General features: G+C 72.5%; 25 protein-coding genes. 10 read left to right on the top strand and 15 right to left on the bottom strand.

Annotated features, from left to right (window positions below; translation table 11 throughout):
• The first annotated feature begins 6 nt into the window (after positions 1–6).
• A complete protein-coding gene (locus NP777_RS03810) occupies positions 7–1,473 on the top strand; it encodes an amino acid permease (RefSeq protein WP_391858448.1) in 1,467 nt (488 codons plus the stop codon).
• Positions 1,470–2,528, top strand: coding sequence for a succinyl-diaminopimelate desuccinylase (gene dapE, locus NP777_RS03805; RefSeq protein ID WP_256648555.1), 1,059 nt, complete (start codon positions 1,470–1,472; stop codon positions 2,526–2,528). Before NP777_RS03810 ends, dapE begins: the two co-directional genes overlap by 4 nt.
• Before the next feature lie 25 nt (positions 2,529–2,553).
• On the opposite strand, the gene NP777_RS03800 is transcribed toward dapE, so the two are convergent.
• Positions 2,554–4,275, bottom strand: coding sequence for a PucR family transcriptional regulator (locus tag NP777_RS03800; RefSeq protein ID WP_256648554.1), 1,722 nt, complete (start codon positions 4,273–4,275; stop codon positions 2,554–2,556).
• 124 nt (positions 4,276–4,399) lie between these two features.
• Here NP777_RS03800 and NP777_RS03795 point away from each other — a divergent pair, with 124 nt between their 5' ends.
• Positions 4,400–5,278, top strand: a complete 879-nt coding sequence (locus tag NP777_RS03795; RefSeq protein ID WP_256648553.1) for a chorismate synthase — start codon at positions 4,400–4,402, stop codon at positions 5,276–5,278.
• Entirely contained in the window at positions 5,275–6,384 is a 1,110-nt protein-coding gene (menC, locus tag NP777_RS03790; RefSeq protein ID WP_256648552.1) for an o-succinylbenzoate synthase, read from the top strand. Before NP777_RS03795 ends, menC begins: the two co-directional genes overlap by 4 nt.
• 21 nt (positions 6,385–6,405) lie before the next feature.
• Here the strand turns inward: menC and NP777_RS03785 are convergent, their stop codons facing one another.
• Positions 6,406–7,608: a cytochrome P450 gene (locus tag NP777_RS03785; protein ID WP_256648551.1), complete on the bottom strand. Its 1,203-nt coding sequence runs from the start codon at positions 7,606–7,608 to the stop codon at positions 6,406–6,408.
• A gap of 86 nt (positions 7,609–7,694) precedes the next feature.
• On the opposite strand from NP777_RS03785, the gene NP777_RS03780 reads away from it, so the two are divergent.
• Positions 7,695–8,570 (top strand): helix-turn-helix transcriptional regulator, encoded by an 876-nt coding sequence (locus tag NP777_RS03780; protein ID WP_256648550.1) that lies wholly within the window; start codon positions 7,695–7,697, stop codon positions 8,568–8,570.
• Positions 8,571–8,897: 327 nt separating this feature from the next.
• On the opposite strand, the gene NP777_RS03775 is transcribed toward NP777_RS03780, so the two are convergent.
• Together NP777_RS03775 and NP777_RS03770 are read right to left on the bottom strand one after the other, a co-directional pair.
• Complete coding sequence (locus NP777_RS03775) at positions 8,898–9,236, bottom strand: hypothetical protein (RefSeq protein WP_256648549.1); 339 nt, start codon at positions 9,234–9,236, stop codon at positions 8,898–8,900.
• Positions 9,229–10,176 (bottom strand): sigma-70 family RNA polymerase sigma factor, encoded by a 948-nt coding sequence (locus NP777_RS03770; RefSeq protein WP_256648548.1) that lies wholly within the window; start codon positions 10,174–10,176, stop codon positions 9,229–9,231. The genes NP777_RS03775 and NP777_RS03770 overlap by 8 nt, the downstream gene beginning before the upstream one ends.
• A gap of 87 nt (positions 10,177–10,263) precedes the next feature.
• On the opposite strand from NP777_RS03770, the gene NP777_RS03765 reads away from it, so the two are divergent.
• Entirely contained in the window at positions 10,264–11,391 is a 1,128-nt protein-coding gene (locus NP777_RS03765; RefSeq protein ID WP_256648547.1) for an alkene reductase, read from the top strand.
• On the opposite strand, the gene NP777_RS03760 is transcribed toward NP777_RS03765, so the two are convergent.
• From NP777_RS03760 to NP777_RS03745, 4 genes are all read right to left on the bottom strand, one after another.
• On the bottom strand, positions 11,381–12,217 hold the full coding sequence (locus NP777_RS03760) for an undecaprenyl-diphosphate phosphatase (RefSeq protein WP_256648546.1): 837 nt from the start codon (positions 12,215–12,217) through the stop codon (positions 11,381–11,383). The two genes, NP777_RS03765 and NP777_RS03760, sit on opposite strands and share 11 nt — an antisense overlap.
• 156 nt (positions 12,218–12,373) lie before the next feature.
• A complete protein-coding gene (locus tag NP777_RS03755) occupies positions 12,374–12,775 on the bottom strand; it encodes an SseB family protein (RefSeq protein ID WP_037964666.1) in 402 nt (133 codons plus the stop codon).
• A 193-nt stretch (positions 12,776–12,968) separates the two neighbouring features.
• Positions 12,969–14,474, bottom strand: coding sequence for a glycerol kinase GlpK (glpK, locus tag NP777_RS03750; RefSeq protein ID WP_256648545.1), 1,506 nt, complete (start codon positions 14,472–14,474; stop codon positions 12,969–12,971).
• A 43-nt stretch (positions 14,475–14,517) separates the two neighbouring features.
• On the bottom strand, positions 14,518–15,285 hold the full coding sequence (locus NP777_RS03745) for an IclR family transcriptional regulator (protein ID WP_256648544.1): 768 nt from the start codon (positions 15,283–15,285) through the stop codon (positions 14,518–14,520).
• 198 nt (positions 15,286–15,483) lie between these two features.
• On the opposite strand from NP777_RS03745, the gene NP777_RS03740 reads away from it, so the two are divergent.
• Positions 15,484–16,110 carry an ATP-binding protein gene (locus NP777_RS03740; RefSeq protein ID WP_256648543.1) on the top strand — a complete coding sequence of 209 codons (627 nt, stop codon included), beginning with the start codon at positions 15,484–15,486 and terminating at the stop codon, positions 16,108–16,110.
• Here NP777_RS03740 and NP777_RS03735 read toward each other — a convergent pair.
• The 3 genes from NP777_RS03735 to NP777_RS03725 all read right to left on the bottom strand — a co-directional run bounded on the left by NP777_RS03735 (position 16,107) and on the right by NP777_RS03725 (position 19,663).
• Positions 16,107–17,363, bottom strand: coding sequence for a cytochrome P450 (locus tag NP777_RS03735; RefSeq protein WP_256648542.1), 1,257 nt, complete (start codon positions 17,361–17,363; stop codon positions 16,107–16,109). The genes NP777_RS03740 and NP777_RS03735 overlap by 4 nt on opposite strands.
• A gap of 78 nt (positions 17,364–17,441) precedes the next feature.
• Complete coding sequence (locus tag NP777_RS03730; RefSeq protein ID WP_256648541.1) at positions 17,442–18,755, bottom strand: MFS transporter; 1,314 nt, start codon at positions 18,753–18,755, stop codon at positions 17,442–17,444.
• Complete coding sequence (locus tag NP777_RS03725; RefSeq protein ID WP_256648540.1) at positions 18,752–19,663, bottom strand: LysR substrate-binding domain-containing protein; 912 nt, start codon at positions 19,661–19,663, stop codon at positions 18,752–18,754. Before NP777_RS03725 ends, NP777_RS03730 begins: the two co-directional genes overlap by 4 nt.
• 152 nt (positions 19,664–19,815) lie before the next feature.
• Here NP777_RS03725 and NP777_RS03720 point away from each other — a divergent pair, with 152 nt between their 5' ends.
• The 3 genes from NP777_RS03720 to NP777_RS03710 all read left to right on the top strand — a co-directional run bounded on the left by NP777_RS03720 (position 19,816) and on the right by NP777_RS03710 (position 23,907).
• Positions 19,816–20,994 (top strand): L-talarate/galactarate dehydratase, encoded by a 1,179-nt coding sequence (locus tag NP777_RS03720; RefSeq protein WP_256648539.1) that lies wholly within the window; start codon positions 19,816–19,818, stop codon positions 20,992–20,994.
• Positions 20,995–21,174: 180 nt separating this feature from the next.
• The gene (locus NP777_RS03715) at positions 21,175–22,512 is read left to right on the top strand and encodes a gluconate:H+ symporter (RefSeq protein ID WP_256648538.1); all 1,338 of its coding nucleotides are present in this window, start codon (positions 21,175–21,177) and stop codon (positions 22,510–22,512) included.
• Positions 22,513–22,578: 66 nt separating this feature from the next.
• Entirely contained in the window at positions 22,579–23,907 is a 1,329-nt protein-coding gene (locus tag NP777_RS03710) for an enolase C-terminal domain-like protein (RefSeq protein WP_256648537.1), read from the top strand.
• Positions 23,908–23,975: 68 nt separating this feature from the next.
• Here NP777_RS03710 and NP777_RS03705 read toward each other — a convergent pair whose 3' ends face one another.
• The 4 genes from NP777_RS03705 to NP777_RS03690 form a co-directional block, all read right to left on the bottom strand.
• Complete coding sequence (locus NP777_RS03705; protein WP_256648536.1) at positions 23,976–24,350, bottom strand: hypothetical protein; 375 nt, start codon at positions 24,348–24,350, stop codon at positions 23,976–23,978.
• Between the two features lie 85 nt (positions 24,351–24,435).
• Positions 24,436–24,870 carry a roadblock/LC7 domain-containing protein gene (locus NP777_RS03700; protein WP_256648535.1) on the bottom strand — a complete coding sequence of 145 codons (435 nt, stop codon included), beginning with the start codon at positions 24,868–24,870 and terminating at the stop codon, positions 24,436–24,438.
• A 37-nt stretch (positions 24,871–24,907) separates the two neighbouring features.
• Positions 24,908–25,744, bottom strand: coding sequence for a transcriptional regulator (locus tag NP777_RS03695; RefSeq protein ID WP_256648534.1), 837 nt, complete (start codon positions 25,742–25,744; stop codon positions 24,908–24,910).
• A complete protein-coding gene (locus NP777_RS03690) occupies positions 25,741–26,163 on the bottom strand; it encodes a hypothetical protein (RefSeq protein ID WP_256648533.1) in 423 nt (140 codons plus the stop codon). The genes NP777_RS03695 and NP777_RS03690 overlap by 4 nt, the downstream gene beginning before the upstream one ends.
• Positions 26,164–26,494 lie beyond the last annotated feature (331 nt).

Below are 26,494 nucleotides of genomic sequence, written 5' to 3'. Positions count from 1 at the left end.
AACGGTGTGCGAACACCATCGCACGGCCGGCGGGCCCCGGAGCGGGCCACCGGCCCGGTCGGCAGGCTGACCCGTCGCCGGGAAGTGGCGGAGCTGGTCGCCGAGGCCGGTGGCGGTCCGCTCCGCCGCACCCTGGGCCTGACCCAGCTCACCCTGCTCAGCGTCGGCGCCACGCTCGGCACCGGGATCTTCGTGGTGCTCGGCGAGGCGGTGCCCCAGGCGGGCCCGGCCGTGGTGCTCTCCTTCGTCCTCGCCGGGGTCACCGCGCTGTTCTCCGCCCTGTCCTACGCCGAGCTCGCGGGCATGATCCCGGGCGCCGGGTCCTCGTACAGCTACGCCTACGCCACCCTGGGCGAGTTGGTGGCCTGGGTGTGCGGCTGGTGTCTGATCCTCGAGTACGGCGTCTCCGTGGCCGCGGTCGCGGTCGGCTGGGGGCAGTACGTCAATGAACTGCTCCAGCTGACCGTCGGCCGGACCCTGCCCGACGCGCTCGCCGCCCCGCCCGGCGACGGCGGGGTACTGAACGTCCCCGCCGCCGCCATCGTCGTCCTCGCCATGGTGGTGCTGTTGCGCGGCGCCCGGGAGAGCGCCGTGGTCAACACCGTGATGGTGGCGGTGAAGCTGGCCGCGCTCGTCATCTTCTGCGCGGTGGCCTTCACCGCCTTCCACGCCGGGAACTTCCGGCCGCTCTTCCCTCTCGGCACGGCCGGGATGACCGCGGGCGCCTCCTCGCTCTTCTTCTCCTACATCGGCTTCGACGCCGCCTCCACGGCGGGGGAGGAGGCCAAGAACCCACAGCGCGATCTGCCGCGCGCCATCGTCCTCTCGCTCGGGCTGGTCACCGCCCTGTACTGCGCGGTGGCGCTGGCGGCGGTCGGCGCGATGCCCTGGCGGCGGTTCGAGGGCACCGAGGCCACGCTCAGCCAGGTCCTCGTCCACTCCGTCGGCGGCGGCGAGCTGTGGCCGATCCTGCTGTCCATCGGCGCGGTCGTCGCCACCACCAGCGTGGTCCTCACCGTGCAGTACGGGCAGATCCGCATCCTGTTCTCGATGTCCCGCGACGGGCTCGTCCCCGGCCTCTTCTCCAGGGTCCACCGGCGCACCGGGGTGCCGCGCGCGGGTACCGTCGTCGTCTCCGCCTTCGTCGCCCTCCTCGCCGCGCTCATCCCGCTCGGCGACCTCGCCGACGCCACCAGCATCGGCACCCTCTTCGCCTTCGCCCTGGTCAACCTGGCCGTGCTGATCCTGCGACGGCGCAAGCCGGACGCGCCACGCGGCTTCCGGGTGCCGCTCGCGCCCGTGACACCCCTGCTGGGAGTGGCCTGCTGCGGGTATGTGATGTCCGGGCTCGGGGCCGGCACCTGGATCGCCTTCGGCGCCTGGATGGCGGTCGGACTCGCGATCTACGGGCTCTACGGCATCCGGCACTCCACCCTCAACCGCCCCGCCCCCGAACCGGAGACCACCCCATGACCCCGCTCGACCCCACCGCCGATGTGCTGGCGCTCACCCGCGCCCTGGTCGACATCCCCTCGGAAAGCGGCCATGAGGCCCCGCTCGCCGACGCCGTGGAGAGCGCGCTGCGTGCCCTGCCGTGGCTGACCGTCGAGCGGATCGGCCACTCCGTCGTGGCCCGCACCCGCTCGGGCCGCGACCGGAGGGTGGTCATCGCCGGGCACCTGGACACCGTCCCGGCCGCGGACAACCTCCCGTCCCGGCTGGACGGCGGACTGCTGTACGGCCTCGGGGCCTGCGATATGAAGGGCGGAGTCGCGGTCGCCCTCCGGCTCGCGGCGGCACTCCCCGCGCCCGCGCACGACATCACCTACGTGTTCTACGAATGCGAGGAAGTGGCCGCCGACCGCAACGGCCTGGCCAGGATCGCCACGGAACGCCCCGAGCTGCTCGAGGCCGATCTGGCGATCCTCATGGAGCCCTCCGACGCCGGTGTGGAGGCGGGCTGCCAGGGCGTGCTGATGGCGGACATCGCCGTACGCGGCGAGCGGGCGCACACCGCCCGCGCCTGGAAGGGCGTCAACGCCGCCCACCGCGCCGCCGCCGTGCTGCGGCGCCTGGACGACCACACCGCCGGGCGGATCACCATCGACGGGCTGGAGTACCGGGAGGGGCTGAGCGCCGTGGCCGTGCGCGCGGGCGTGGCCGGGAACGTGGTGCCCGATCTGTGCGTGATCACGGTCAACCTGCGGTTCGCGCCCAGCCGTTCGCCGGAGGAGGCCGAGGCGTACGTGCGCGACCTCTTCCCCGAGTACGAGGTCGAGATCACCGAGAACATCCCGGGCGCCCTCCCCGGCCTGGACCAGGAGGCGGCCGCCTCGCTCGTGACGTACCTCGGCGTGGCGCCCCGCCCCAAACTCGGCTGGACCGATGTCGCCCGCTTCGCCGCGCTCGGCACACCGGCGCTCAACTACGGCCCCGGCGACCCGTCCCTGGCCCACACCGCGGGTGAGTACGTGCCGGTGGGGCAGCTGCGGGAGTGCGAGGCGCGGCTCATGGGGTGGCTCGGCTGACCCGTCCCCGTGTGCCGGCGGTCCGTCATGCGCCGGTGCCCCGCAGCCCGGCGAGGGTGCGCAGCTGGAGCCAGAGCACCAGCCGCTCATCCGGGTCGTCCAGGTCGATGCCCAGCTGCGTTCGCGCCTGCCGCAGCCGGTAGCGGCAGGTGTTGGGGTGGACCGCAAGCAGCCGCGCCGCCCGCGCCATATCGCATCCGGCGTCCAGCCAGCACACCAGCGTCCGGGCGTAGTCCGTGCCGTGCCCGGCGTCGTACGCCACGATGCCCCGCCATGCCCCGGCCGCCAACTCCCGCCGTTCGCCCAGGAGTTCGCCGAGCCGGAGCAGTACGGCGCGGGCCCGGACCTCCTCCAGGGCGGCCACCGTCTCTCCCGGGCCCAGCACCCGCAGCACCAGATCGGCGTCCTCCCGCGAGCCGCGGACCTCCGCCACCTCCGGCACCACATCGCCGAGACCGGCCCGCACCGGCACCCTCAGCGCCTGCCCGGCGCGGCGCACGATGTCCTCGGCCAGCCGCCGCTGCCGCTCCCCGGCCCGCCCGTCGGCCACCGGCAGCAGCGCGTACACCACCCCTTCGACCAGCACACAGGCATGCCGTCCGTAGCGCGCCTCGCACTGCAGCCGTACGAGGTCCAGCAGCCGCAGCGCGGCCTGCTCCCCGTCCGGCGCGGCCGCCGCGCCCTCCAGCGCGAAGGCGGCCACCCGCACCGGTGTGCCGGGGGCGAGCCCCAGGCGCTCGGCGGTGGCGGCGGGCTCGGCGGTGCCGTCGAGGAGACGGCGCAGCAGATCGCCGGTCAGATGGCGGGACAGCTCCTGTGCCGCCCGCGCCCGCAGCAGGAGCAGGGCGGCCGTGGAGGCGCCCTGGGCCAGCGCCTCCTCGGCGTCCGGTGCGAGGGTCCCGTCGTCGACGACCCACAGCGAGCCGAGGGTCTCACCGCCCGCCCGTACGGCGATGGCGAGCCGCGGCAGTTCCCCGGCGCTGAGGGCGGGCAGGCGCACCGGGCCCGGGGAGGCGAACAGCACCCGGTACTGCTCGGTGTTCTCCGGGCTGCCGGGCACCTGACGGCCCAGGATGCCCTGGCGCCGGGGCTCGTCCACGGGCTGGCCGGGGATGGTGGAGTGGGCGAGGATGCGCTGGCGTGGATCCTCGATCACGGTGGCGCCGCCCACGGCCGTGGCCACGGCGCCCGCGAGCGAGAACAGATCGCCGAGCGCGGCGCCGCCCGCGGGGGCGGGCCGGGCCCCGACCGCCCCGGCCAGCAGCAGATGGACATGGTGCCAGGCGGCGTCCTCGTCCACGGTGAGCAGGGCCAGCCCCCGGTCCCGCGCCCGGGCGACGGCGTCCGCGAGAACCTGCCCGGACGCGGGAACCTGCCCGTGCCCGGATGAGGGGCCCTGCCCGTGCCCGGACGAGGGGCCCTGCCCGTCCGCGGGCCTGTGCCCGGACGAGGGGCCCTGCCGGTGCCCGTCCGCGGGCCCCTGCCCGGATGGGGGCCCGCCCTCGCCACGTACGACGAGACCCGCCATCCGCGCGGCCGCCGCCTCGTCCACCAGCGCCCCGGCCGCGTCCGCCCGCACCCCGACCGCCAGCAGCAGGGCGCCGGGCGCCCGGTCCGGGAACGGGGCGTGGGCGTCGTACAGCAGCACCTCGGTGACGGGTGCGGTCAGCCCGGACGGGGCGGTGAGCAGCCGCAGCGCGGGCTCGCCCAGGGTGTCCAGAAGCTCCCCGAGGGTGCGGGTGTCCATGGGCGGTACCGGGCCTTCCAGGGGGCTGACATGCGGGGCGATTGGCTGATCGCAACAGGACCCTAGGCCGCGCTTGTGCGTCTGGACAAGCCGGACGCGGGCACGCCCCGGGAGACTCGGGCCCATGACATCAGTGACGATGGACGCCGAGGCGCTGGCCACCGCCACCGCCCGCGCCGCCGGGGTCGCCGTCCGCACCGTCCACGACGTGGCCGGTGTCCAGGCGGTGGCCGACTTCTTCGCCGAGGTGTGGCGGCTGCCGCGCAGCAACCCGCCCTATCCGGCCGAGGTGCTGCACAGCGTCGTCCACGCGGGCGGCGCGGTGCACGCCGCGTACACCACCGGGCACGACGGGTCCGGCGGCGAGCGGCTGTCCGGCGCCGCGGTCGCGGTCTTCGGCCCCCCGGCCGACCGGGAGGCGTACTCGCTCGTGGCCGCCGCCACCGCCTCCGACCGGGGCGTCGGCCACGCCGTCAAACAGGCCCAGCGCGGCTGGGCGCTGGAGCGCGGGGCCGACACCATGCGCTGGACCTTCGACCCGCTGGTCGCCCGTAACGCCCGCTTCAACCTGGTCAAACTGGGCGCCGTCGGCGCCGAGTACCTGGTCGACCTCTACGGCCCCATGAACGACGGGGTGAACGACGGTGACGAGAGCGACCGGCTCACCGCCCGCTGGGACCTCCGCACCCGACCCGCACCCGCAACCGCCCCCGCCGACGACACCGATGGCCGGGCAGCCGCCCCGGTCGTCCGCCACGCCCCCGACGGCGGCCCGCTCGCCGCCCGCCACGGGGACCGGCTGTGGTGCAGGGTGCCCGGGGACATCGTCGCGCTGCGCGCCGCCGACCCGGCCCTGGCGCTGCGCTGGCGGCACGCCGTGCGCGAGGTGTTCACCGAGGCGTACGCCGAGGGCTTCCGGGCCACCGCGATGTCCCGCGACGGCTGGTACCGCCTCATCCGGAACCCCACCCCGACCACCCCCGGAGAGGACCCGCGGCCATGAGGCTCGAACGCGCCGAACTGCTCCATGTCGCCCTTCCGCTGATCACCCCCTTCCGTACCTCCTTCGGGACGATGACCAGCAAGGACACCTTTCTGCTGCATATCGTCACGGACCGGGCCGAGGGCTGGTCGGAGTTCGCCGCCGACCCGGAGCCGCTGTACTGCGCGGAGTTCGTCGCCGGTGCCGAGATCGTGATCCGCGACTTCCTGCTGCCCCGGGTGGCCGCCCTCCCCATGCCCACGACCGCGGCCCTGGCCCCCGCCATGGCCGCCGTCAAGGGCCATGAGCTGGCCAAGGCGGCGCTGGAGACCGCGCTGCTCGACGCCGAACTCCGCGCCCACGGCATGCCGCTCGCCACCTTCCTCGGCTCGGTCCACGAGCGGGTGCCCGCCGGAGTGTCCGTGGGCATCAAGGACTCCCTCCCCGAGCTGATCGACGACGTCGAGCGGTATCTCGCGGAGGGCTATGTGCGCATCAAGCTGAAGATCGAGCCGGGCTGGGACGTGGCGCCGGTGCGCGCCGTACGCGAACGGTTCGGCGAGGCGCTGCCGCTGCAGGTCGACGCCAACACCGCGTACACCCTCGCCGACGCGGAACACCTCGGGAAGCTCGACGAGTTCGGGCTGCTGCTCATCGAGGAGCCGCTGGAGGAGAACAACCTCCACGCCCACGCCCGGCTCCAGCGGCGGCTGACCACCCCGGTCTGTCTGGACGAGTCCATCCACAACGCGCGCGACGCCGCGTCCGCGATCGCGATGGACGCCTGCCGGGTCATCAACATCAAACCGGCCCGGGTCGGCGGCTATCCGGAGGCCCGCCGCATCCACGACCTCGCCGCCGCCCACGGCGTCCCGGTGTGGTGTGGGGGCATGCTGGAGACCGGTATCGGCCGCGCCCCCAACCTGGCCCTCGCCGCCCTGCCCGGCTGCACCCTGCCCGGTGACACCTCGGCCTCCGGCCGATACTTCGCCGAGGACATCACCGAGCCGTTCGTCCTCCAGGACGGCCACCTCCCGGTGCCCACCGCGCCCGGCATCGGCATCGACCCGCTCCCGGACGCCCTCGCCCGCTTCACCACGGCACGGCGGGAGCTGTACCGGCGCTGATCCGCGCCCGCCACCGGCCGGTCAGGCCCGTCCCGTCAGCACGACCGTGCAGCCGCGCAGCTCATAGCTGTCGATCCCGTCCTTGAAGCCGACCCCGGGCGGGGCGGCCATATGGATGCCGGGCAGGGCGAACAGCCGGCTGAGGAAGACATCGGTCTCCAGGAGTGCGATGGTGGCCCCGGGGCATTTGTGCGCGCCGTCCCCGAACGACAGCCCCGGCGCCCCCGCGCCCGTGGCCATCGGGCGGCCAGGACACAGCCGCTCCGGCCGTTCGCCCACCGTACGGGCGTCGAGATTGGCGCGGTGCAGCAGGATGTCGACCAACTCCCCGGCCGGGACCGTCACTTCGGCGCCCGGGTCCCGGCCGTCGCCGGGCAGCCGGAGCGGAGCGGTGGTACGGCGGCGGAGCCGGCCGATGACCGGTTCGAGCCGGAGGATCTCCTGGAGGATCGCGATCCGGCCGGGCTCGTCGGCGGCCCGGTAGCGCGTCAGCAGGGTGGCGTCGCCGAACAGATGCCACGCGGCCACATTGACGAACTCCCGGGTGGTGACCATGCCCGCGGCGGCGAAGGTGAGGCATTCGCCCAGGATCTCGCCGGACGAACACCCCTCGTCCAGCAGATGGGAGATCAGGTCGTCGCGCCGCCGTCGCCGCCGGGCCCGTACGGCCGGGCGGACATCGCCCCAGTAGACCCGCAGCCAGTTGGAGTTCTGCCGCACCAGCCAGCGGATTCCGTGGAGGCTGGTGAGCCCGGGGGTGCCGAACTTCTCGGGGAAGAAGCGCTCCAGCCGCGCCCGGATCCCGGGCCGGCTCTCCGTCAGGCCGATCACGGCACTGGCCACCTCGATGGCCAGCTGGAAACTCAGGCAGGCGAGGTGGCCCCGGCCGGTCTCCCGGACCGTGTCGAGCTGTGCCTCCGCCGCCTCGACCATGACCTCGCGGTAGTGCTCGTCGACCCGGCGCGGGGTGAAGAACCGGGCGGTCTGCCGCCGGTCCTCGCGGTGTTCGGGGCCGTCCCGGTAGAGCACCGGGCGCCGGAACCGGGACGGCAGCTTCTCCACCGTCTCGATGCCGAGCCCGGCCTGCACGGTGGCCGTGGCGCGCAGTACGGCGCGGGCCTCCTCGTAGCCGGACACCTGCCAGATCCCGTCGGGCCCCCGCCGCACCGGGCAGCCTCCACCGTCCGGCCCCCGGCCGACCCTGCGCTCCCCGTAGTGATCCATGGGCGGCACCCCCCGTCCCAGACTAGGAGTAGCGCGGCCACCTTACGAGGCCCTGACCGTGCTTTCCCCGGTCTACGCTCGCATTCATGGACAGCGAGAACCCTCTGGGGCGCTTTCTGCGCGCCCGCCGTGAACGGGTACGGCCCGAGGACGTGGACATCCCGTCCGCCGACCGGCGCCGGGTGGCGGGGCTGCGCCGGGAGGAAGTGGCGCTGCTGGCCGGGGTCAGCAGCGACTACTACGTACGGCTGGAGCAGGGCCGGGAGCGGCATCCCTCGGCGCAGGTGGTCGAGGCGCTGGCCCGGGCGCTGGTGCTGGAGGAGGACGCGGTCGCCCATCTGCACCGGCTGGCCCGTCCGGCCCCCCGTCGGCGCCGCCCGGCCGCGCGGCGGGAGCGGGTGAGCCCGACCCTGCTGCGGATGATGGAGGGCTGGTCGCGGACCCCGGCCGTGGTCCTGGACCGCTGTCTGACCGTACTGGCCCACAACACCCTGGGCGGGGCCCTGTTCGACGGGCACACCCACAGCCGGGATCTGATGCGGCTGGTCTTCCTCGACCCGGACGCGCGGGAGTTCTACCCCGACTGGGAGCGGGTCGCGGTCAACACCGTCGCCGGGCTCCGCGCGGCGGCCGGAATCGACGCGGAGGACCCCGAACTGATCGCCGTCGTCGGTGAGTTGTCGCTCAAGAGCGAAACCTTCCGGCGGCTGTGGGCCCGCCATGACATCCGCCAGAAGACCCATGAGACCAAGCGCTTCCGGCACCGCCTGGTCGGTGAGCTGACACTGGAGTACGAGGCGCTGACCGTGAACAGCGCCCCGGGTCAGCAGCTCATCGTCTACCAGGCCGAGCCGGGCAGCCCGTCCGAGCAGGCGCTGGCCCTGCTGGGCAGCCTCACCGCCGACGTGGTGGAGGCGCCCCACGACCCCATGAGCAGCACGACGAAGGACGCTTCCGCATGACCGTCAATGACTCAGGGCCACCTTCGACACCTGGCGCGAGGTGACTCTGGGGGCCGACTACCCCGTGGCCACGTCCTAGGGTGTCCGGCGGTACGCGTACGCCTGCGGTGGCCTGTTCCCCTCCCGCCCCTTCCCACAACTGGGGCTGCGCCCCAGACCCCGGATCGGGGCTCAGCCCCAGGTCCCGTATGGGGGCTCCGCCCCTTCCCGCGGCATCGGTATGCGGCTCCGCCGCCCGCCCCTTAACTCCGGGGTCCAGGGCGGAGCCCTGGTATCGGGAAGGGGCGGGGAGCGGAACAGCCCGCGCTCCTTAGCCCCACCGGGCCCTCAGCGCCTCCGCGCCCGGCGGCCCCACCGGCGCAGCAGCCCCCGCCGGGCCCGGGGAGCCCGCGGGCCGGAGGACCGGCGGCCCTCCGCCAGGGTGTGGCTCGGCGTCCACTGGCCGTCGGGGGAGAGGATCGGCGCCTTGCGCTCCGCCTGCGCCACGATCTCGTGGTGGGAGTCGTACGCGGTCACCCGGAACGCCTCGTCGTGGGAGGCCAGGGCCGCCCGCAGGGCCGCGCCGGTGGCACCACGGCGCCGGCCGCGGGACGCCACCCAGCCGAGGAAGCCCATGAGCGCGGCGAGCACACCGGCCACGATCAGATACGGCAGTAAATCACCCATGGTCCGAGGCTACGGGGGGCCGTACGTCGTCGAGGAGGCCCAGTTCCAGACGGCTCAGCCGCACGGGGTCGGCGATCACCTCGTACGCGGCGATCCTCCCGTCCTGGACGGTGACGGTCAGGGCGAGGAGCAGCCGGCCGCGCGGGGCCACGACTACCCCTACGGACCCGTTCACCAGCGCGGGCTCCGCGAACCGCGCCCTCGGCGCGAACCCGGCGGTCTCCTCCGCCACCGCCCGCGCGCCGCGGGCCACCGTGGGCACCCCCTCGGGCAGGGCGGCGCGGTCGGCGCGCCGGACGACATCCGGGTCCAGCACCGCGAGCAGCGCCGCCATGTCGCCGCCGCGGGCGGCGGCGAGGAAGGCGTCCACGGTGCGCCGCTGCCGGTCCAGTTCGGCGCGGGGCACCGCCGCGCTGCCCCGCACCTTCTGGCGGGCGCGGCTGGCCAGCTTCTTCGCGGCGACCGGTGAGCGCTCCACGATGGGCGCGATCCGGTCGAACGGCACCGCGAACACATCGTGCAGCACAAAGGCGATCCGCTCGGCCGGGCCCAGCGTGTCCAGCACCACGAGCAGCGCCCGGCCGACCGAGTCGGCCAGCACCGCCTCGTCCTCCGGACCGCCGCCGTCCCCGGTCTCCCGGGCCAACTCGGGCAGCTCCTGGCCGACCGGCTCCTCCCGGCGCGCGGTGCGGGAGCGCAGCATGTCCAGACAGATCCGGGAGAGGACCGTCCGCAGCCAGCCGGTCAGGTTCCCGACCGCCTCGGCGTCCGCGCGGCTGAGCCGCAGCCATGTCTCCTGCACGGCGTCGTCCGCCTCGCTGAGCGAGCCGAGCATCCGGTAGGCGACCGCCCGCAACTGGCCGCGCTGGGTCTCGAAGCGCTCCGCCAGCCCGTCCTGCGGGTGCCGACGCCGTCCGTTCCCCGGTTTCCGCCCGTCCATCGGTCACCTTTCCTCGCCGCGCTCCGTCACTTCCTCAGACGTAACCACGACGTATCCCACGCGTCAGAGGTGACGAGGAGAGACACCATGACCACCACCTGTTCGACCGTTCTGGACCAGCCGCTGCTGCGCCCCGTGGAGCTGGGGGACCTCCAGTTGCCCAACCGGGTGGTGATGGCCCCCATGACCCGGGCCCGGGCCTCGGGCGAGGGGCTGGTCCCGAACGCCATGCACACGGACTACTACGGCCGGCGGGCCGGGGCCGGGCTGATCATCACCGAGGGGACCTGGGTGAGCGAGCGGGCCATCGGTTTCCCGAACGTCCCCGGTGTCTACAGCGAGGCGCAGATCGGCGGGTGGCGGCGGGTCACCGACGTCGTCCACGCCCTCGGCGGCCGGATCGTGCTGCAGCTGTGGCACACCGGTGCCGTCTCGCACCCCGACCACCTCGGGGGCGCCCTTCCGGCCGGCCCGTCGGCGGTCGACCCCCGGGAGCGGACCTTCACCCCCGGCGGGCCCAGGGCCACGGTCACCCCGCGGGAGATGACGATCACCGATATCCGGGACACGGTGGCGGAGTACCGCGCGGCCGCGGTGAACGCCCGCCGCGCCGGCTTCGACGGAGTCGAGATCCACGCGCTGGGCCCGTTCCTGATCCCGCAGTTCCTCAATCCACGGCTGAACCTCCGCCACGACGCCTACGGCGGCGCCCCGGCCGGACGGCGGCGCCTGCTGATGGAGATCGTCGACGCGGCCGCCGCGGCCTGGGACGGCCGCCGGGTGGGCGTGCGCCTGTCGCCGTACTGGACCGCCGAGCGGTTCACCGCCGATGAGCGGACGCTCGCCGACTACGACGCGCTCGTGGCCGAGCTGGGCGAGTGCCCCCTGGCCTATCTGCATCTGCGGGGACCGGCCCCCGCCGCGCCGGGCGCCGCCCCGGACCACGCCGCCTTCGCCCGCTACCGCCGGCTCTTCGACGGCCCACTGATCGCCAACCACGGCTTCGGCCGGGAGACCGGCAACGCGGTGATCGAGGCCGGGCTCGCGGACGCCGTCTCCTACGCCACCCACTACGTGGCCAACCCCGACCTCGTGGCCCGGTTCGCCCTGGACCGCGAGCTGGCGGCGGGCGACCCGGGCACGTACTACACCGGCGGGGCGGACGGCTATGTCGACTATCCGGCGAGCCGCTGGGGCGACGGCGTCAGGCGTTGAGGGCACCCGCGCCGAGCAGCCCGAGCAGCGCCGCGCCGATCACGATCCGGTAGATCACGAAGGCGTTGAACGAATGCTTGGCGACGAACTTCAGCAGCCAGGCGATCGAGGCGTAGGCCACGGCGAAGGACACCACCGTGCCCACCGCGAGCGGCATCGTGCCCACGCCACCGCCCATGGCGTCCTTGAGCTCATAGAGCCCCGCGCCGGTCAGCGACGGAATGCCCAGGAAGAACGAGAGCCGGGTGGCGGCCACCCGGTCCAGGTCGAGGATGAGGCCGGTGGACATGGTGGCGCCGGAGCGGGAGAAGCCGGGGAAGAGCAGCGCGAGGATCTGCGAGGAGCCGACCAGCATCGCGTCCTTGACGCTGGTGTCGTCCTCCCCGCGCTTGTGCCGGCCCATCCGGTCGGCCAGCCACATCAGCCCGCTGCCCACGATCAGCGAGGCGGCCACCACCCACAGGGAGGCGAGCGGGCCCTCGATCAGCGGCTTGGCCGCCAGGCCCACGATCACGATGGGGATCGTGGCGTAGATGACCCACCAGGCGAACTTGTAGTCGTGGTGGTACCGCTCCTCGCGGTTGACCAGCCCCCGCGCCCACGCGGTGGCGAACCGGCGGATGTCGCTGAAGAAGTACAGCAGGACGGCGGCGATGGCGCCGACCTGGATCACCGCGGTGAAGGCCACGACGGACTTGTCGTCCACCGGGATGTCCATCAGCCCCTCAGTGATCTTGAGGTGGCCGGTGGACGAGACGGGGAGGAATTCCGTGACCCCCTCCACGACGCCGAGTACGACGGCCTGTCCGATGTTGATCGCGCTCACGTGGTCCGTCCCGCCGGTGTCTTCCCGTGATGAGTTGTCTACAGGACGGTAGACGATGAGCCGGGACGGTGGCCAATCAGCGAACGGCCCGCCGCGATCAGGCGTCGCCGCGGCCCGTGCCCGTATGGAGAGGGAGCACGGGCCGCCGCGGGAGGGTCAGGCGGCCGGACCGGAGCCGCTGAGCAGGCTCCGTACGCCGGTGGCCGAGAGGGTGACGGCCTCCGGGGCGCCCGCGTCGATGGTCAGCGAGAGCTCTTCGGAGGGCCATCCCTGGGCCAGCGCGCCCAGCGGCACCAGGTGGTACCGCTCGATCTGGGGCAGGGCCTGGTGCATCCGGGCCGGAGTGGTGAAGACCGGTACCAGCTGCGCGCCGTCCTCCTGCTGGAACACGGGCAGGGTCACGGCCTGCGGGTCCGTCTCCTCTCCGGTCTCGGCGGAGGGGAGGAGGACCTCACTGTTGGCAAGGGTGTTCAGCGCCGACTCGTCCGCCCGGTCGGCCGCCAGCTCGCCGAGGGCCTGCTGGGTGGCGGAGACGTTTTCATCGGAAGGGCTGGTCATGATTCCGTCCATGGATCGGGATTTGGGTCTTCATGGGTTTCTGGGTCCCAGAGCGGCTCGAGTGAACAGCCGCGGCTGGCTCGAATACCCCGCCTCACGGAACTCACACGTCCCGTTCCGCCTCGATTCCTCCGCAGGCCGGAGAGGAGTCGGAGAGGAACCGGGGAGGAACCGGGGAGGAATATGCCCCGGGCTACGACCTGGCCCAGCCCAGCGACCTCTCGACCGCCCGCCGCCAGCTCTCGTACTCCGCCTCCCGCCGCGCGGGGTCCATCGTGGGCATCCACTGGGCCGCGCGGTGCCAGTTGCGGCGCAGCCCCTCCAGATCCGGCCAGTAGCCGGCGGCGAGCCCCGCGGCGTAGGCGGCGCCGAGGGAGACGGTCTCGGAGACCATGGGCCGCACCACGGGCATGTCCAGGACATCGGCCAGGAACTGCATCAGCAGATTGTTCGAGGTCATCCCGCCGTCCACCTTCAGCCGGCGCAGCGGCCGAGGCGAGTCGGCGTTCATCGCGTCGACCACTTCCCGGGTCTGCCACCCGGTGGCCTCCAGGACGGCACGGGCCAGATGCCCCTTGGTGATGTACGAGGTGAGCCCGACGATCACCCCGCGCGCGTCGCTGCGCCAGTGCGGGGCGAACAGCCCGGAGAAGGCGGGGACGATGTAGCAGCCGCCGTTGTCCTCGACGCCGCGGGCGAGGGTCTCGATCTCCGGGGCGCTGTGGATCAGCCCCAGGCGGTCGCGGAACCACTGCACCAGTGAGCCGGTGACGGCGATCGGGCCCTCCAGGGCGTAGACCGTCGGCTCGGCGCCGATCTTGTAGCCCACCGTGGTCAGCAGCCCGTGCCGGGACCGTACGAGCTCGGTGCCGGTGTTGACCAGGAGGAAGCTGCCGGTGCCATAGGTGCACTTCGCCTCGCCGGGGGCGAAGCACGTCTGCCCGAACAGCGCCGCCTGCTGATCGCCGAGGGCCGCGCAGATCGGGACGTCCGGCAGCAGCGCGTCGGCCATGCCGTAGCACTCGGCGGAGGAGCGGATCTCCGGCAGCATCGCCCGGGGCACATCGAAATAGGCGAGCAGTTCATCGTCCCAGGCCAGGCTGCGGATGTTCATCAGCATGGTGCGGCTGGCGTTGGTGGCGTCGGTCAGATGCAGTCCGCCGTCGGGCCCTCCGGTGAGATTCCAGATCAGCCAGCTCTCCATCGTGCCGAACAGCACCTCGCCGCGCTCCGCGCGCTCGCGCAAGCCGTCGACATGGTCGAACAGCCAGCGCAGCCGGGGCGCGGAGAAGTAGGTCGTGGGCGACAGCCCGCAGCGTTCCAGGAAGAAGTCGTCACCGGTGGTCCGCCGCAGCTCCTCGACGTAGCCGCTGGTACGGGTGTCCTGCCAGGTGATGGCGTGGCCCACGGGGACGCCGGTGCGGCGGTCCCAGACCACCGTGGTCTCGCGCTGATTGGCGATGCCGATCGCCGCGATCTGCTCGGGCCGGATCCCCGCGCCCTCCAGGGCCCGGGGGACGACGACACGGCGCAGATGGGACCAGATCTCGGTGGGGTCGTGCTCGGCCCAGCCGGGCCTGGCGAAGTACTGCTCATGTTCTCGCTGGCCGACCGAGACCAGCCGTCCCTGGTGGTCGAAGAGGATGCACCGGGTGGACATGGTGCCCTGGTCGATGGACATCACATAGCGTTCAACCATGGCCTGGCCTGCCTTCGGGCGGGTTGGAGCAGGGCGTGGGGCTTCACCATCGGGCCGCGCCGAGATCGCGGGAGATCGCGCGGGCGGCATCACGCGTCAGCCCGACGAGTGAGCCATGCGGCCGTCCCTTGCTGTCGCAGAGGCGGTCCATGGCGCCGGAGATACCGACGGCGCCCACCACCAGCCCGCCCTGTCCGCGGATCGGCGCTGCGATGTCCGCCTCGCCCATCATCATCTCCTGTGCCGCGAACGCCCACCCGGTGTCGCGGATCTCGGCCAGCGCCCGGCTCAGCCGCTGAGGGGAGTCGAGCGTATGCCGGGTGTAGCTCTCCAGTTCGGTTTCCATGAGCGGCTCCGGGGGAGTCGCCCCGTACGCCAGCAGGATCTTGCCCAGCCCGCTGGCGTGCAGGGGCAGCAGCGAGCCCACGTCCAGGGTCTGGAAGGTGTCATCGGGCCGGAAGACGTGGTGGACGATGAGGACCTTGCCCTCCAGGGGCACTCCGAGGCGGACCGCCTCACCGCTGCGCGCGGCCAGGGCGTCGGTCCAGTTGATGGAGCGGGACCGCAGCTCGTTGATGTCGAGATAGCTGGTCCCCAGGTGCAGCAGCGCCGCGCCGAGCTGGTACTTCCCCGTCGACTTGTCCTGTTCGACGAAGTCGACGCTCTGCAGGGTGCGCAGAATGCCGTGCGCGGTGCCTTTCGCGAGGCCGAGCGAGGCCGCCACCTCGCCCAGGCTGAGCCGACCGGACCCCTGGGCGAGCAGCCGCAGGATCGCCGCCGCCCGCTCGATGGACTGCACCGGGCCGGCCATGTCGCGATCGTAGCTCTTCGGCCAGTGGCACAGCCTGTCGGCGAGGACGCCAAACGTTCGGCAATGCCGACCCGGATTCGTTGACCCCGGCGCCTGGTGCCCATAGCGTCCGTATCGGGACAAGAAGACCAGTATGCCGAAAGGGGACCCGAAGGGTGCCCGGCAGAGAGACGCAACCCGGCTTGGAGAGGAGGAGACGTGGCGGAGCAACTGAGCCTGCCGACGTCCGGTATCACCGGGTCCGGTGTCACCGGGCACGGTGTGACCGGGCAGGCGGCGGGGACCGTCGATCTCACCAGCGTCCGTCTCATCGGCTCCCAGGCGCCGGACCCGGACTCCCTGATGGCGTCGGGAGCCGCCCACGACGATATCCCGGACCGGCCGCCGACGGCGATGTGCGATGAGTCCCAGGACCGGCCCTCGGCGAACGCGGCCGACGGCCATGTCCTGCCCGTCCCGCACATTTGCGAGGCCGTCGCCACCGTACGGCGGTGGGCGCACGCACTGCTGTCCGAATGGGAGCTGTCGGCCGACCGGCTCGACGAGGCGCTCATGGTGATCTCGGAGCTGGTCACCAACGCGATCCTGCACGCCCTGCCTCCGGCCGTGCTGCGGCTGAGCTGGACCGAGTGCGAGGGCCGCGCCGCCCTGCGCATCGAGGTCACCGACGGCGGCCCGATCCCCGCCGATCAGCGGACGGACGAGGACATCGAGCCCGATGAGCACGGCCGTGGGCTCGGCATCGTCACCGCGCTGTCCGCGAGCCACGGCAGCCAGACCTGCCATGAGGGCATCACCTGGTGGGCTAACCTGCCGGCCGCCTAACCGACGGCCCGGTCCCAGGTGACCGGGAGCCGGTGGACTCCGTAGATCAGCATGTCGTGGCGCAGCGGCACCTCGTCGGGCGGCACCGCCAGACGGAGCGTGGGGAAGCGCCGCAGCAGGGCGGGATAGCCCGTCCGCATCTCCATCCGCGCCAGATGCTGGCCCAGGCACTGGTGAACGCCGTGGCCGAAGGCGACCTGATCGCCCGGGGCGCGGGTGATGTCCAGAGTGTCCGGCGCGGCGAACCGCGCGGCGTCCCGGTTGGCCGACGCCAGCGCCCCGACGACCGTCTCCCCGGCCCGTACCCGCGCCCCCGCGATCTCGAGGTCCTCCCGCGCGACCCGGACGATCCCGAACTGGACGATGGTCAGATACCGCAGCAGCTCCTCGACCGCGTGGTCGATCACCTCGGGCCGCTCGCGCACCCCGCGCGACTGCTCGGGGTGGCGCAGCAGCGCGTAGGTGCCCAGGGCCAGCATGTTCGCCGTCGTCTCATGGCCCGCGACGAGCAGCAGCAGCCCCACACCGGTCAGCTCCTCGTCGGTCAGCCCGGCCGCCGTGGCGCTGCCGGGGCCGCCGGGCGTGCCGTGATCGCCGTTGACGAGACGCGAGAGCAGCGCCTCGTCCGGCCGCCGCCGCTTGGTGCCGATCAGCCCCCGCATGTACTCCCACAGCGCGTCCCGGGCGGCGTAGACCTCCTCCTCGCGCTGACCGAGCCGGAGCAGCACGGTGGCCCATCGCTGGAAGTCGGCGCGGTCCTCGTACGGCACCCCCAGCAGCTCGCAGATCACCAGCGACGGAATCGGCTGGGCGAACGACGTCACCAGGTCGGCCGGGGGACCGGCGCGCTCCATCGCGGCCAGGTGGTCCTCGACGATCTCCTCGATCCGCGGCCGCAGCCCCCGCAGCCCCCGGGCGGTGAACCACTTGCTCAGCAGCCGTCGGTAGCGGGTGTGCTCGGGCGGGTCCATGCCGATGAACGAGCCCAGCATGCGGCGGTCGTCCGGGCGGACCGGGAACGCGTGCACCGGCGAGGAGGTGCGGCGCCGGTCCGAGCTGAAGCGGTCGTCCGCCAGCAGCCGCGTCACGTCCTCGTGGCGGGTGAGCAGCCAGCCCACCTTGCCGTCAGGGAAGGCCAGCCGACTGGCCCCGCCCTCCTCCCGCAGCTCCTCATAGGCGCCGGGCGGGTCGAAGGGGCAGTCGCGATGTCTGGGCAGCGGCGCCGGGGCCGACGCGCGTGATGTGACGGACACGGAATCGTTCCCTTCGAAGGCGAACCGAGTCCTCCCTTTCGAGCGTAGCTCCGCACGGTGGGCCGGGCGACGCGAGCCTTACGGCAACGGGCCCTCACCGGTGGCGGTTTCCCGGGCCGGTGCGGCACCGTGGCGCCGGGCGCGAGGAGACGCCGGGAGGTCCCGGGAGCGCCGGATGGGGGAGAAGAGCAGGATCAGCCCGGCGAGCGGAATGCCCGCCGTGGTGATCCACATGGCGGCGCGCAGGCCCAGCGCGGTGCCGAGCGCACCGCCTAGCAGGGCTCCGAGGGGCAGCGTTCCGTAGCTGATGAACGCCGATGTCGCGGTGAGCCGGCCCAGGAGCTCCGGCGGGCAGTAGCGCTGCTGGAAGCTCGCCTTGATCACATTGCCGGCCACCACACCGGCGGTGACGCAGACACCGCCCGCCACGAACAGCACCATCCCGGGTCCCTCGGTGGTCATCGGCATGAGCAGGGCGCCGACGGCCAGTCCCACTTCGAACACGAGGGTCGCCCGTGCGTCGCCGACCCGGGCGGCGACGCGGCGGGCGCAGAACGCCCCGGCGACGCCCCCGAGGCTGACGGCCGCCACGAGGCCACCGACCAGCCCCGGTGACAGACCGACGGTCCGGACCAGGAAGACCACCGAGATCGACTGGTATCCCATCAGCGCCAGATTGGACGCGGCCGCGAAGAGCGTCAGCGTGCGCAGCCACCGGTCGCCGGCGATCAGCCGCAGCCCCTCGGCCACCTCGCGGGCCAGCGCCCGGGGCGGGCGCTCGGCCCGGGGGACGCGCGGTTCGCGGAAGCGGATGCCGGTCAGACAGAGAAGGGAGACCAGAAAGGTCGCGGCGTTGACGAACATCCCGTTCGCCGCGCCCGCCAGCTGTGCGATCAGACCGGCGGAGCCCTGTCCGGCGATCTGCGCGGCGGACGCGCTGCCGTGCAGTTTGGCGTTGCCCTCCGGCTGGTCGGCGGGGTCCAGGAGACCGGCGAGATAGGCGCTGTAGGCGGTCTGGAAGAACACCGCCGCCGTACCCGTCAGCAGGGCGACGGCCAGCAGCAGCTCGACGCTCAGCAGCCCGGACCGGGCGGCCACCGGGACGGACGCGAACAGCACCAGCGAGGCCGCGGCGGCGGCCAGCATCACCGGCCTCCGGGGCAGCCGGTCCACCCACGCCCCCACCGGGAGGCCGATGAGCAGCCAAGGGGCCCAAGCGGTGGCGGCCAGCAGACCGACCTCGAAGGTGTCCGCGTGCAGGGTGGAGACGGCGATCAGCGGCATCGCCACACCGGTGACGGCCGAACCGTACTTCCCGGCGGTCTCACCGCACCACAGCAGCCGGAAGTCGCGGTGGCGCCGCAGCAGACCACCGGAGGTTCTGGGAGTCACGCCGGTCGGGCTCCTCGGTCGGGGAGAAGGGCGGCCGCGTGACGGAGCAGCGCCTGCAAGGCCGGGTTGTCGTTGTTCTTCCGCCACACGAGGTTCAGTTCTACCGGCTCCGGAGAGGTCAGCTCCACCGATTTGAAGACGATGTTCGGGTAGCGCGGCCGGGCGGCGGTCTCCGGGACCAGGGCCACTCCCCAGCCGCCGTTCACCAGCGCCAGGATGGTGTGGACCTGGCTCAGGTACTGGGAGAAGACCGGAGTGGCGTGTGCGGCGCGGAAGATGCTGATGAGCAGCTCGTTGAAGTAGCGCGCCTCGATGGGCGAGTACATCAGCAGTTGCTGCCCGTCGAAGTCGGCCACCCGCAGCGGCCGTTCACCCGCCGCGAGGGGATGCCCGGTCGGCAGGGCGGCCAGCAGCCGCTCCCGGGCCGCGGGCCGGGAGCGCAGATCGGGGCCGGTGACCGAGGGCCGCACCAGACCCAGGTCCAGGCTCTGCTCGGTGACGGCCTCCAGCTGATCACGGGTGACCATCTCGCGCAGGGTGATCTCCGCGCCCGGCATGGCCGCACGGGCGATCTCCAGCAGTGTGCCGAGCACGGAGTGGGCGCTGGCCGCCGTGAAACCGATGGCGATGCTCCCCGCCTCGCCCGTGGCCACCTGCTGGGCGGCGAGCACGGCGTGCTCGGACTGGCGCAGGATGCGGCGGGCCTCGGTGAGAAAGGCGCGCCCCGCGGGGGTGAGCCGCACCGAGCGGTTGGTGCGCTCCAGCAACTGGACCCGCAACTCGGTCTCCAGCAGCTGGATCTGGCGGCTCAGCGGCGGCTGGGTCATCTTCAGCCGCTCGGCGGCCCGGGTGAAATGCAGCTCCTCGGCAACTGTCACAAAGCTGGTGAGTTGCATGAGCGTGAACAACGATGCTCTCCCGGTATCAACGCATGCCAATTTTAAGTTAGACGTAGATCGTCTGGCGACCTTAGCTTGCAGAGGAGCTCGTCGGCCGCCCGGGGGCGGCTTCGACGACATCCACTCGCCCCGCAAGCGGGCCCCACACACAGGGACAACACGTGGTGACCACATCGCATACGGCAACGCACGCCGCGCAGCAGTCAGGTGAGGCGACCCTCGACCGGGTCTCCTGGATCCGAGTGTCCTCGGTCGTCCTTCCCCTGGCCACTCCCATCAGCGACGCCAAGGTGCTCACCGGGCGCCAGAAGCCGATGACGGAAGTGGCCTTCCTCTTCGTCGAACTCGCCACCGAGGAGGGGCACGAGGGCATCGGCTTCAGCTACTCCAAGCGCGCCGGAGGGCCCGGCCAGTTCGCCCACGCCCAGGAGATCGCGCCCACCCTCCTCGGCGAGGACCCCAGCGACATCGCCAAGATCTGGACCAAACTGGTGTGGGCCGGTGCCTCCGTGGGCCGCAGCGGGCTGGCCACCCAGACGATCGCGGCCTTCGACATCGCCCTGTGGGACCTCAAGGCCAAGCGGGCCGGGCTGCCGCTGGCCAAGCTGCTGGGCGCACACCGCGACACCGTCCGCTGCTACAACACCTCCGGTGGCTTTCTGCACACGCCGACCGAGCAACTGCTGGAGAACGCGACGGCCTCCCTGGCCAGCGGGATCGGCGGTATCAAGATCAAGGTGGGCCAGCCGGACGGCAAGGAGGACCTGCGCCGGCTGACCGCCGTACGGGAGCACCTGGGCGATGACGTACCGCTCATGGTGGACGCCAATCAGCAGTGGGACCGGCCCACCGCACAGCGCATGGGCCGCGCCTTCGAGGAGTTCGGCCTGGTCTGGATCGAGGAGCCGCTGGACGCCTATGACGCGGCCGGTCACGCGGCCCTCGCCGCCTCGCTGGACACCTCCGTGGCCACCGGCGAGATGCTGGCCAGCGTGGCCGAGCACTGGGAGCTGATACGCCACAACGCGGCGGACATCATTCAGCCCGACGCACCGCGCATCGGTGGCATCACCCAGTTCCTCAAGCTGGCGACCCTCGCCGAGCAGCACCAGTTGCAGCTCGCCCCGCACTTCGCGATGGAGATCCACCTCCATCTGGCGGCCGCCTATCCGCAGGAGCCGTGGGTGGAGCACTTCGACTGGCTGGAGCCGCTGTTCAACGAGCGGCTGGAGATCCGCGACGGCCGGATGCGGGTGTCCGCACGGCCCGGTCTCGGCATCACCCTCAGCGAGCAGGCCCGCGCCTGGACGGGCGCCGAGGCGGAGTTCGGCGCCCGATAGGCCCGTTTCGCACCCACCCGGTCATGGATCCCTGGCCGTACCCATTGACCGGTGGTGTTCACCCCTCTAGCCTCCATCTGCATATATAGACGGAGTGCATGTACGTGGACTCCTTGGCCCGTCTGGCAGCCGTTCGAGTCTCCGGCTCAACCGGCCGCAGTTCAAAGGGGAACTGAAGACATGCCTCTAGTCGTCGTCGGAATCAGCGTGGCCATCCTGCTGTTCCTCATGACCAAGCTGAAGCTCAACGGCTTCATCGCCCTGCTCCTCGTGGCCGTCGGCGTCGCGCTGGTGCGGGGGGTCGAGATGGAGAAGATCCCCGATGTCCTCGGAGAGGGCGTCGGGGGTCAGATCGGCGACACCATGCTCGTCGTCGGTCTGGGCGCCATGGTCGGCCGGGTCATGGGCGACTGCGGCGCGGCCCAGCGCATAGCCAACACCCTCATCGACACCTTCGGACTGCGCTGGGTCCAGGTGGCGATGGTGGTCACCGCCATGCTCATCGGCGTGACCATGTTCTACGAGGTGGCCTTCGTCATCATCGTGCCGGTGGCGTTCACCATCGTCCGGGTCACCCGCAAGAACCTGCTGTGGGTCGGGCTTCCGATGTCCATCGCCCTGTCCACCATGCACAGCTTCCTGCCGCCCCACCCCGGCCCCACCGCGGTCGCCTCGACCTTCCACGCCTCCGTCGGTCTGACCCTCTTCTACGGGCTCTTCATCGCCGTCCCGGCCGGTGCGCTGATCGCCCTGGTGTGGCCGCGCCTTCCGTTCGTCCGCCGGATGGACCCCCAGATCCCCAAGGGCCTGGTCAGCGAGCGCACCTTCACCGAGGAGGAGATGCCGGGCCTCGGCTGGTCGCTTTCGGTGGCCCTGGTCCCGGTGGTGCTGATCGCGGGCGCCGCGGTGACCGACATGGCCGTCTCCGGCGACAGCCCGGCCCTGCACTTCATCACCTTCATCGGATCGGCGCCGATCGCCCTGCTGCTGACCCTGCTGCTTGCGGTGTGGGCGTTCGGTCCCCGGATCGGCCGGAGCCTGTCCGAGGTCAGCGCCTCCTGCAACTCCGCCGCCCAGGCGATGGCGATGATCCTGCTGGTCATCGGGGCCGGTGGCGCGTTCAAGCAGGTCCTGGTGGAGGGCGGGATATCCGACTACATCAAGGACCTCACCGACGGCTGGTCCATCTCGCCGATCATCCTCGCCTGGCTCATCGCCGTCGTCCTGCGGGTGGCGCTCGGATCCGCCACGGTCGCCGTGGTCACCGCCGCCGGTGTGGTGCAGCCGCTCCTGGACAACAGCGGAGTCCACCCCGAGCTGATGGTCCTCGCCGTCTCCTGCGGATCGATCGCCTTCAGCCATGTGAACGACCCCGGCTTCTGGATGTTCAAGGAGTACTTCAACCTCTCCGTCATCGACGCCATCAAGGCGCGCACCACCTACACCACCGTGCTCGCGGTCCTCGGCCTCGGCGGCGTGCTGGCCGTCGAAGCCGCCCTCGAGGCACTCAATGTCTGACAATCGAGGTCCGACACCCAAGACCCGACACCCAAGGCCCGACCGCCCCGACTCAAGGACGCCACGATGAGCCAGCCGACCGTCACCTCGTTCTCCGTCTATCCGGTCGCCGGACGGGACAGCATGGAGCTGAACCTCTCCGGCGCCCACGGCCCCTACTTCACCCGCAACGTGGTGGTCCTCGAGGACTCCGAGGGCCGTACCGGACTGGGCGAGGTGCCCGGCGGCGCGAAGATCACCCAGACGCTGCGCGACGCCGAATCCCTCGTCGTCGGGGCGCGGGTGGGCGACTACAAGCGGGTGCTGCGCGAGATCGGGCAGCGGTTCGGCGACCGCGACGCCGGGGGCCGGGGCACCCAGACCTTCGATCTGCGCACCACCGTGCACGCCGTCACCGCCGTCGAGTCGGCCCTGCTGGACCTGCTGGGGCAGCATCTGGAGGTGCCCGTCGCGGCGCTCCTGGGCGACGGGCAGCAGCGCGACTCGGTACGGGTCCTGGGCTATCTGTTCTACGTCGGCGACCCCGACCGGACCGACCTGGAGTACGTCCGGGAACCCGACGCCGACGCCGAGTGGTACCGCATCCGCCACGAGCAGGCGCTGACCCCCGAGGCGATCGTCCGCCAGGCCGAGGCCACCTACGACCTCTACGGCTTTGCGGACTTCAAGCTCAAGGGCGGGGTCCTGGAGGGAAACGAGGAGGTCAAGGCGGTACGGGCGCTCAAGGAGCGGTTCCCGGAGGCCCGTATCACCCTCGACCCGAACGGCGCCTGGCCGCTGCGCGAGGCGATCGAGCTGTGCCGGCCGCTGCTCGGCACCCTCGCCTACGCCGAGGACCCGTGCGGCGCCGAGGACGGCTACTCCGGACGGGAGATCCTGGCCGAGTTCCGGCGCGCCACCGGACTGCCCACGGCCACCAACATGATCGCCACGGACTGGCGGCAGATGACCCACGCGCTGGCGCTGCAGTCCGTCTCCATCCCGCTGGCCGACCCCCACTTCTGGACCATGCAGGGGTCGGTACGGGTGGCCCAGCTCTGCCATGAGATGGGCCTGACCTGGGGCTGCCACTCCAACAACCACTTCGACATCTCCCTGGCGATGGTGGCCCACTGCGGAGCCGCCGCCCCGGGCGCGTACAACGCCCTGGACACCCACTGGATCTGGCAGGAGGGGCTGGAGCGGCTCACCGTCGAGCCGCCGCGGATCGCGGGCGGTGAGATCGCCATCCCGGACGCCCCCGGGCTGGGCATCCGGCTCGACCGCGACCGGCTCCTCGCCGCCCACGCCCTCTACCAGGAGAAGGCGCTGGGGGCGCGGGACGACGCGGTCGGCATGCGCTATCTCATTCCGGGCTGGACCTTCGACAACAAGCGACCCTGCCTGGTGCGTTAGGGGGCCGGCGTCCGGTGGGCCGGACCGACCCACCGGATTCGCCTCGGGCCGGACCGGGGCCGTACGACTCAGACCTCCAGGTCGGTCTCGATCTTGCGCAACTGGTGGCGTGCCATCGCCAGATTGGCCCGGTTCTTGTCCAGCGCCAGATAGAGGAAGAGGCCCTGGCTGTCCCGGCCCCTCAGCAGCCGGATCAGGTGGTACTGGTTGCCGAGGGTGATGAGGATGTCCTCGATGTTGTCCTGCAGACCGAGCTGCTCCATGGTCCGCACCTTGGCGCGCACCACATCGGTGTTGCCCGCCGCGGCCACCGTCAGGTCGAGCTCCTTGCCTCCGCCCACGGTGCCGAGGGCCATCCCGCTGGAGTAGTCGACCAGCGCGGCGCCGAGGGAGCCCTCTATGGACGTCATCGCCTCTTTGAGCGCGGTCTGGGTGTTCGCCATGATCGTGGCTGTTCCTTTCGATGTCAGTGATGTCCGGTCGGTTCTCGGCGCGCGGGGTGCGCGCCGGGCGGGGGAGGTCATGGGGTCAGGGCTGCTCGGCCCTGCTGAGGGCGACGCCCACCAGATCGGCGAGCCGGGCGCCCGAGCGCCGGGCCTCCATATGGAGGCGGCCGACGTTGGTGCGGTCACCGGCCAGCACGGTCAGCACCGCCGTGGAGCCCGCGGCGTAGGTGGCCACATAGCCGTTCGCGCCGCGCACCAGCAGCTCCCGGAAGTCGCCCCGCCCGGTGGCACCCGCCAGCGACTGCGCCACTCCGAGGGCCGCGGCGGTCAGCGCCGCCACGCCCTCGGGCTCGACGGCGGCCGTGTCATGCGCCAGCACCACACCGTCGCTGGTGGCGGCGAGGGCGCCGGTCACATGCGTCACCCGGGCCCGCAGCCGGCGCAACTCCTCCAGCACTTCCGGCTCGGCGGTCAGCAGCCACTTCCGTTCCGTGCGCTGCCGCAGGGTGAGCCTCATGACGCCGCGCACGGGGCGGGCGGGTCGGTCGGGGGAATCACAGGGTTGCCTCCAAGGCATCGCGGAGCCGACGCAGCAGGTCGATATCGGGATCGGTGAAGACGACCGCGCCGGGACCGCGGTCCGGGCCGGGCGGCGCGGAAGCGGCGGTCCGGGCGGGCGAGCCGGGGCGCCCCGGATGTTCCGGACGCGTGGAGCGTGGGGTGGCGACATGGCCCGCCGCCGCCAGCCGCCGTATGTCGATCAGCGTGTGGAAGGCGGGCCGGCCCAGCTCACGCGCGATACGGGCGGGGGTGCGGACCCCGTCGGCCAGCGCCAGCACCGCGCGCTGACGGGGGGTGACGGCCGGGGCGCGGCCGTCGGGGCGGCGCAGCACCACCGGCTCCGTGTCCACCTGCGGATACGGCCACAGGGCGGCCAGCAGTTTGCCGCGGCGCCGGGTCTCGCGCTCGACGGCCACCGCGCCCACCGGGCGCACCGGCCCCAGCCAGTGGGCCGCGCCCCGCTGGAAGCCGCGAGGCCCGCTGCCGTGCCCCAGTGCGAAGTACGCCGCGTCGAACAGCGCGCCCAGATGGCAGATCTCCAGCTCCGCGTCCGACAGCCGGCCGCTGTCGACGAGGAACCGCCCGACCCCACCGGCCCGGCCCGTCCGGCCCACCGCCTCCCGCCAGCTGTCGGCGGTCAGCCGCCCACCGGTGGTGAGCAGCACCTCGATCCCGGGGGACACCGGGCTCTCGGCGTGCACCACCTGGCCGTCCCGGAGGTAGACGGTGCCCGCGTCGCACAGCAGGGCCCCGCTGGCCCGCTCGTCGGCGAGCCCGGTGAGGCTGGGGGCCTGTCCGGCTCGGGCCCCGCTCCGGTGCGGCAGGCTCATATCAGCGCCAGCCGCCCGCACATGTCGCGCAGCCGGATCCGGGCGAGCGCCAGATTGCCCTCCCGGCGGTCGAGCCAGAGGTAGAAGAAGACGCCGCTGTCGAAGGCCGTGTCGACGAAGCGCAGCAGGTGGTAGCAGGTGCGGGTGGTGACGATGACGTCCTCGACGGCGGGCTCCCCGTCCCCCTCGTCGGCGTCGGCGCCGCTCCTGTCGCTTCCGGGGCCCAGCGCGGCGAACGCCCGCTGCTCGGCGGCCATCCGGGCCAGCTCCGCCGTCTCCGCCGCGGTGGCCTCGGGGTCCTCGTCGCGCACCTCGCCGACCATGCCGAGCGCGAGTCCGCTGGTCCACTCGATCACGGCGGCTCCGCGCGCCCCGTTCACGGTCATGGCTTCCAGTAGGCACTCGTCGATTCCGGGCATGCGGCCTCCCCTCCCTGCGTCACCCATGGCGGGCGCCCACCGGTGGCGCTTCGCCAGTGACGGTGAGGTTACGCAGGGTTCAGCTCTTGGGGGTTAAATCCAGTAATGCTCGGAAATGGCGGGCGACGCGTAGTAGGGTCCGCCGCCTCATGGGCCCCGTAGGTCCCGGCGGCCCCGTCGGAGGCGGCGCCGGGCCCGGTCATCGGCCCTCTGGACGATTCCTAGCGGGTGCGGGGCCCGCTGGGCCACAGGCGGGCTGGCGCATATTCCACCGTCCTATTGCAGGCGTGGTGGATGGGTCAGTAGACGGGCGTGCGATGGTCGAGTACGC

The organism is Streptomyces rugosispiralis, assembly GCF_024505145.1.
Classification (GTDB): Bacteria; Actinomycetota; Actinomycetes; order Streptomycetales; family Streptomycetaceae; genus Streptomyces; species Streptomyces rugosispiralis.
This window is presented reverse-complemented; position numbering and strand designations above follow the sequence as displayed.

Excerpts from the sequence above, each read along its gene's own strand:
- NP777_RS03710 (WP_256648537.1), top strand. The coding sequence starts at position 22,579 with ATGAGCCAGCCGACCGTCACCTCGTTCTCCGTCTATCCGGTCGCCGGA.
- NP777_RS03745 (WP_256648544.1), bottom strand. The coding sequence starts at position 15,285 with ATGGCCGGCCCGGTGCAGTCCATCGAGCGGGCGGCGGCGATCCTGCGG.
- NP777_RS03785 (WP_256648551.1), bottom strand. The coding sequence starts at position 7,608 with ATGGATCACTACGGGGAGCGCAGGGTCGGCCGGGGGCCGGACGGTGGA.
- NP777_RS03755 (WP_037964666.1), bottom strand. The coding sequence starts at position 12,775 with ATGACCAGCCCTTCCGATGAAAACGTCTCCGCCACCCAGCAGGCCCTC.
- NP777_RS03780 (WP_256648550.1), top strand. The coding sequence starts at position 7,695 with ATGGACAGCGAGAACCCTCTGGGGCGCTTTCTGCGCGCCCGCCGTGAA.
- glpK (WP_256648545.1), bottom strand. The coding sequence starts at position 14,474 with ATGGTTGAACGCTATGTGATGTCCATCGACCAGGGCACCATGTCCACC.
- NP777_RS03700 (WP_256648535.1), bottom strand. The coding sequence starts at position 24,870 with ATGAGGCTCACCCTGCGGCAGCGCACGGAACGGAAGTGGCTGCTGACC.
- NP777_RS03695 (WP_256648534.1), bottom strand. The coding sequence starts at position 25,744 with ATGAGCCTGCCGCACCGGAGCGGGGCCCGAGCCGGACAGGCCCCCAGC.
- NP777_RS03715 (WP_256648538.1), top strand. The coding sequence starts at position 21,175 with ATGCCTCTAGTCGTCGTCGGAATCAGCGTGGCCATCCTGCTGTTCCTC.
- NP777_RS03690 (WP_256648533.1), bottom strand. The coding sequence starts at position 26,163 with ATGCCCGGAATCGACGAGTGCCTACTGGAAGCCATGACCGTGAACGGG.
- NP777_RS03795 (WP_256648553.1), top strand. The coding sequence starts at position 4,400 with ATGACATCAGTGACGATGGACGCCGAGGCGCTGGCCACCGCCACCGCC.
- NP777_RS03765 (WP_256648547.1), top strand. The coding sequence starts at position 10,264 with ATGACCACCACCTGTTCGACCGTTCTGGACCAGCCGCTGCTGCGCCCC.
- NP777_RS03770 (WP_256648548.1), bottom strand. The coding sequence starts at position 10,176 with ATGGACGGGCGGAAACCGGGGAACGGACGGCGTCGGCACCCGCAGGAC.
- menC (WP_256648552.1), top strand. The coding sequence starts at position 5,275 with ATGAGGCTCGAACGCGCCGAACTGCTCCATGTCGCCCTTCCGCTGATC.
- NP777_RS03775 (WP_256648549.1), bottom strand. The coding sequence starts at position 9,236 with ATGGGTGATTTACTGCCGTATCTGATCGTGGCCGGTGTGCTCGCCGCG.
- dapE (WP_256648555.1), top strand. The coding sequence starts at position 1,470 with ATGACCCCGCTCGACCCCACCGCCGATGTGCTGGCGCTCACCCGCGCC.
- NP777_RS03800 (WP_256648554.1), bottom strand. The coding sequence starts at position 4,275 with ATGGACACCCGCACCCTCGGGGAGCTTCTGGACACCCTGGGCGAGCCC.
- NP777_RS03705 (WP_256648536.1), bottom strand. The coding sequence starts at position 24,350 with ATGGCGAACACCCAGACCGCGCTCAAAGAGGCGATGACGTCCATAGAG.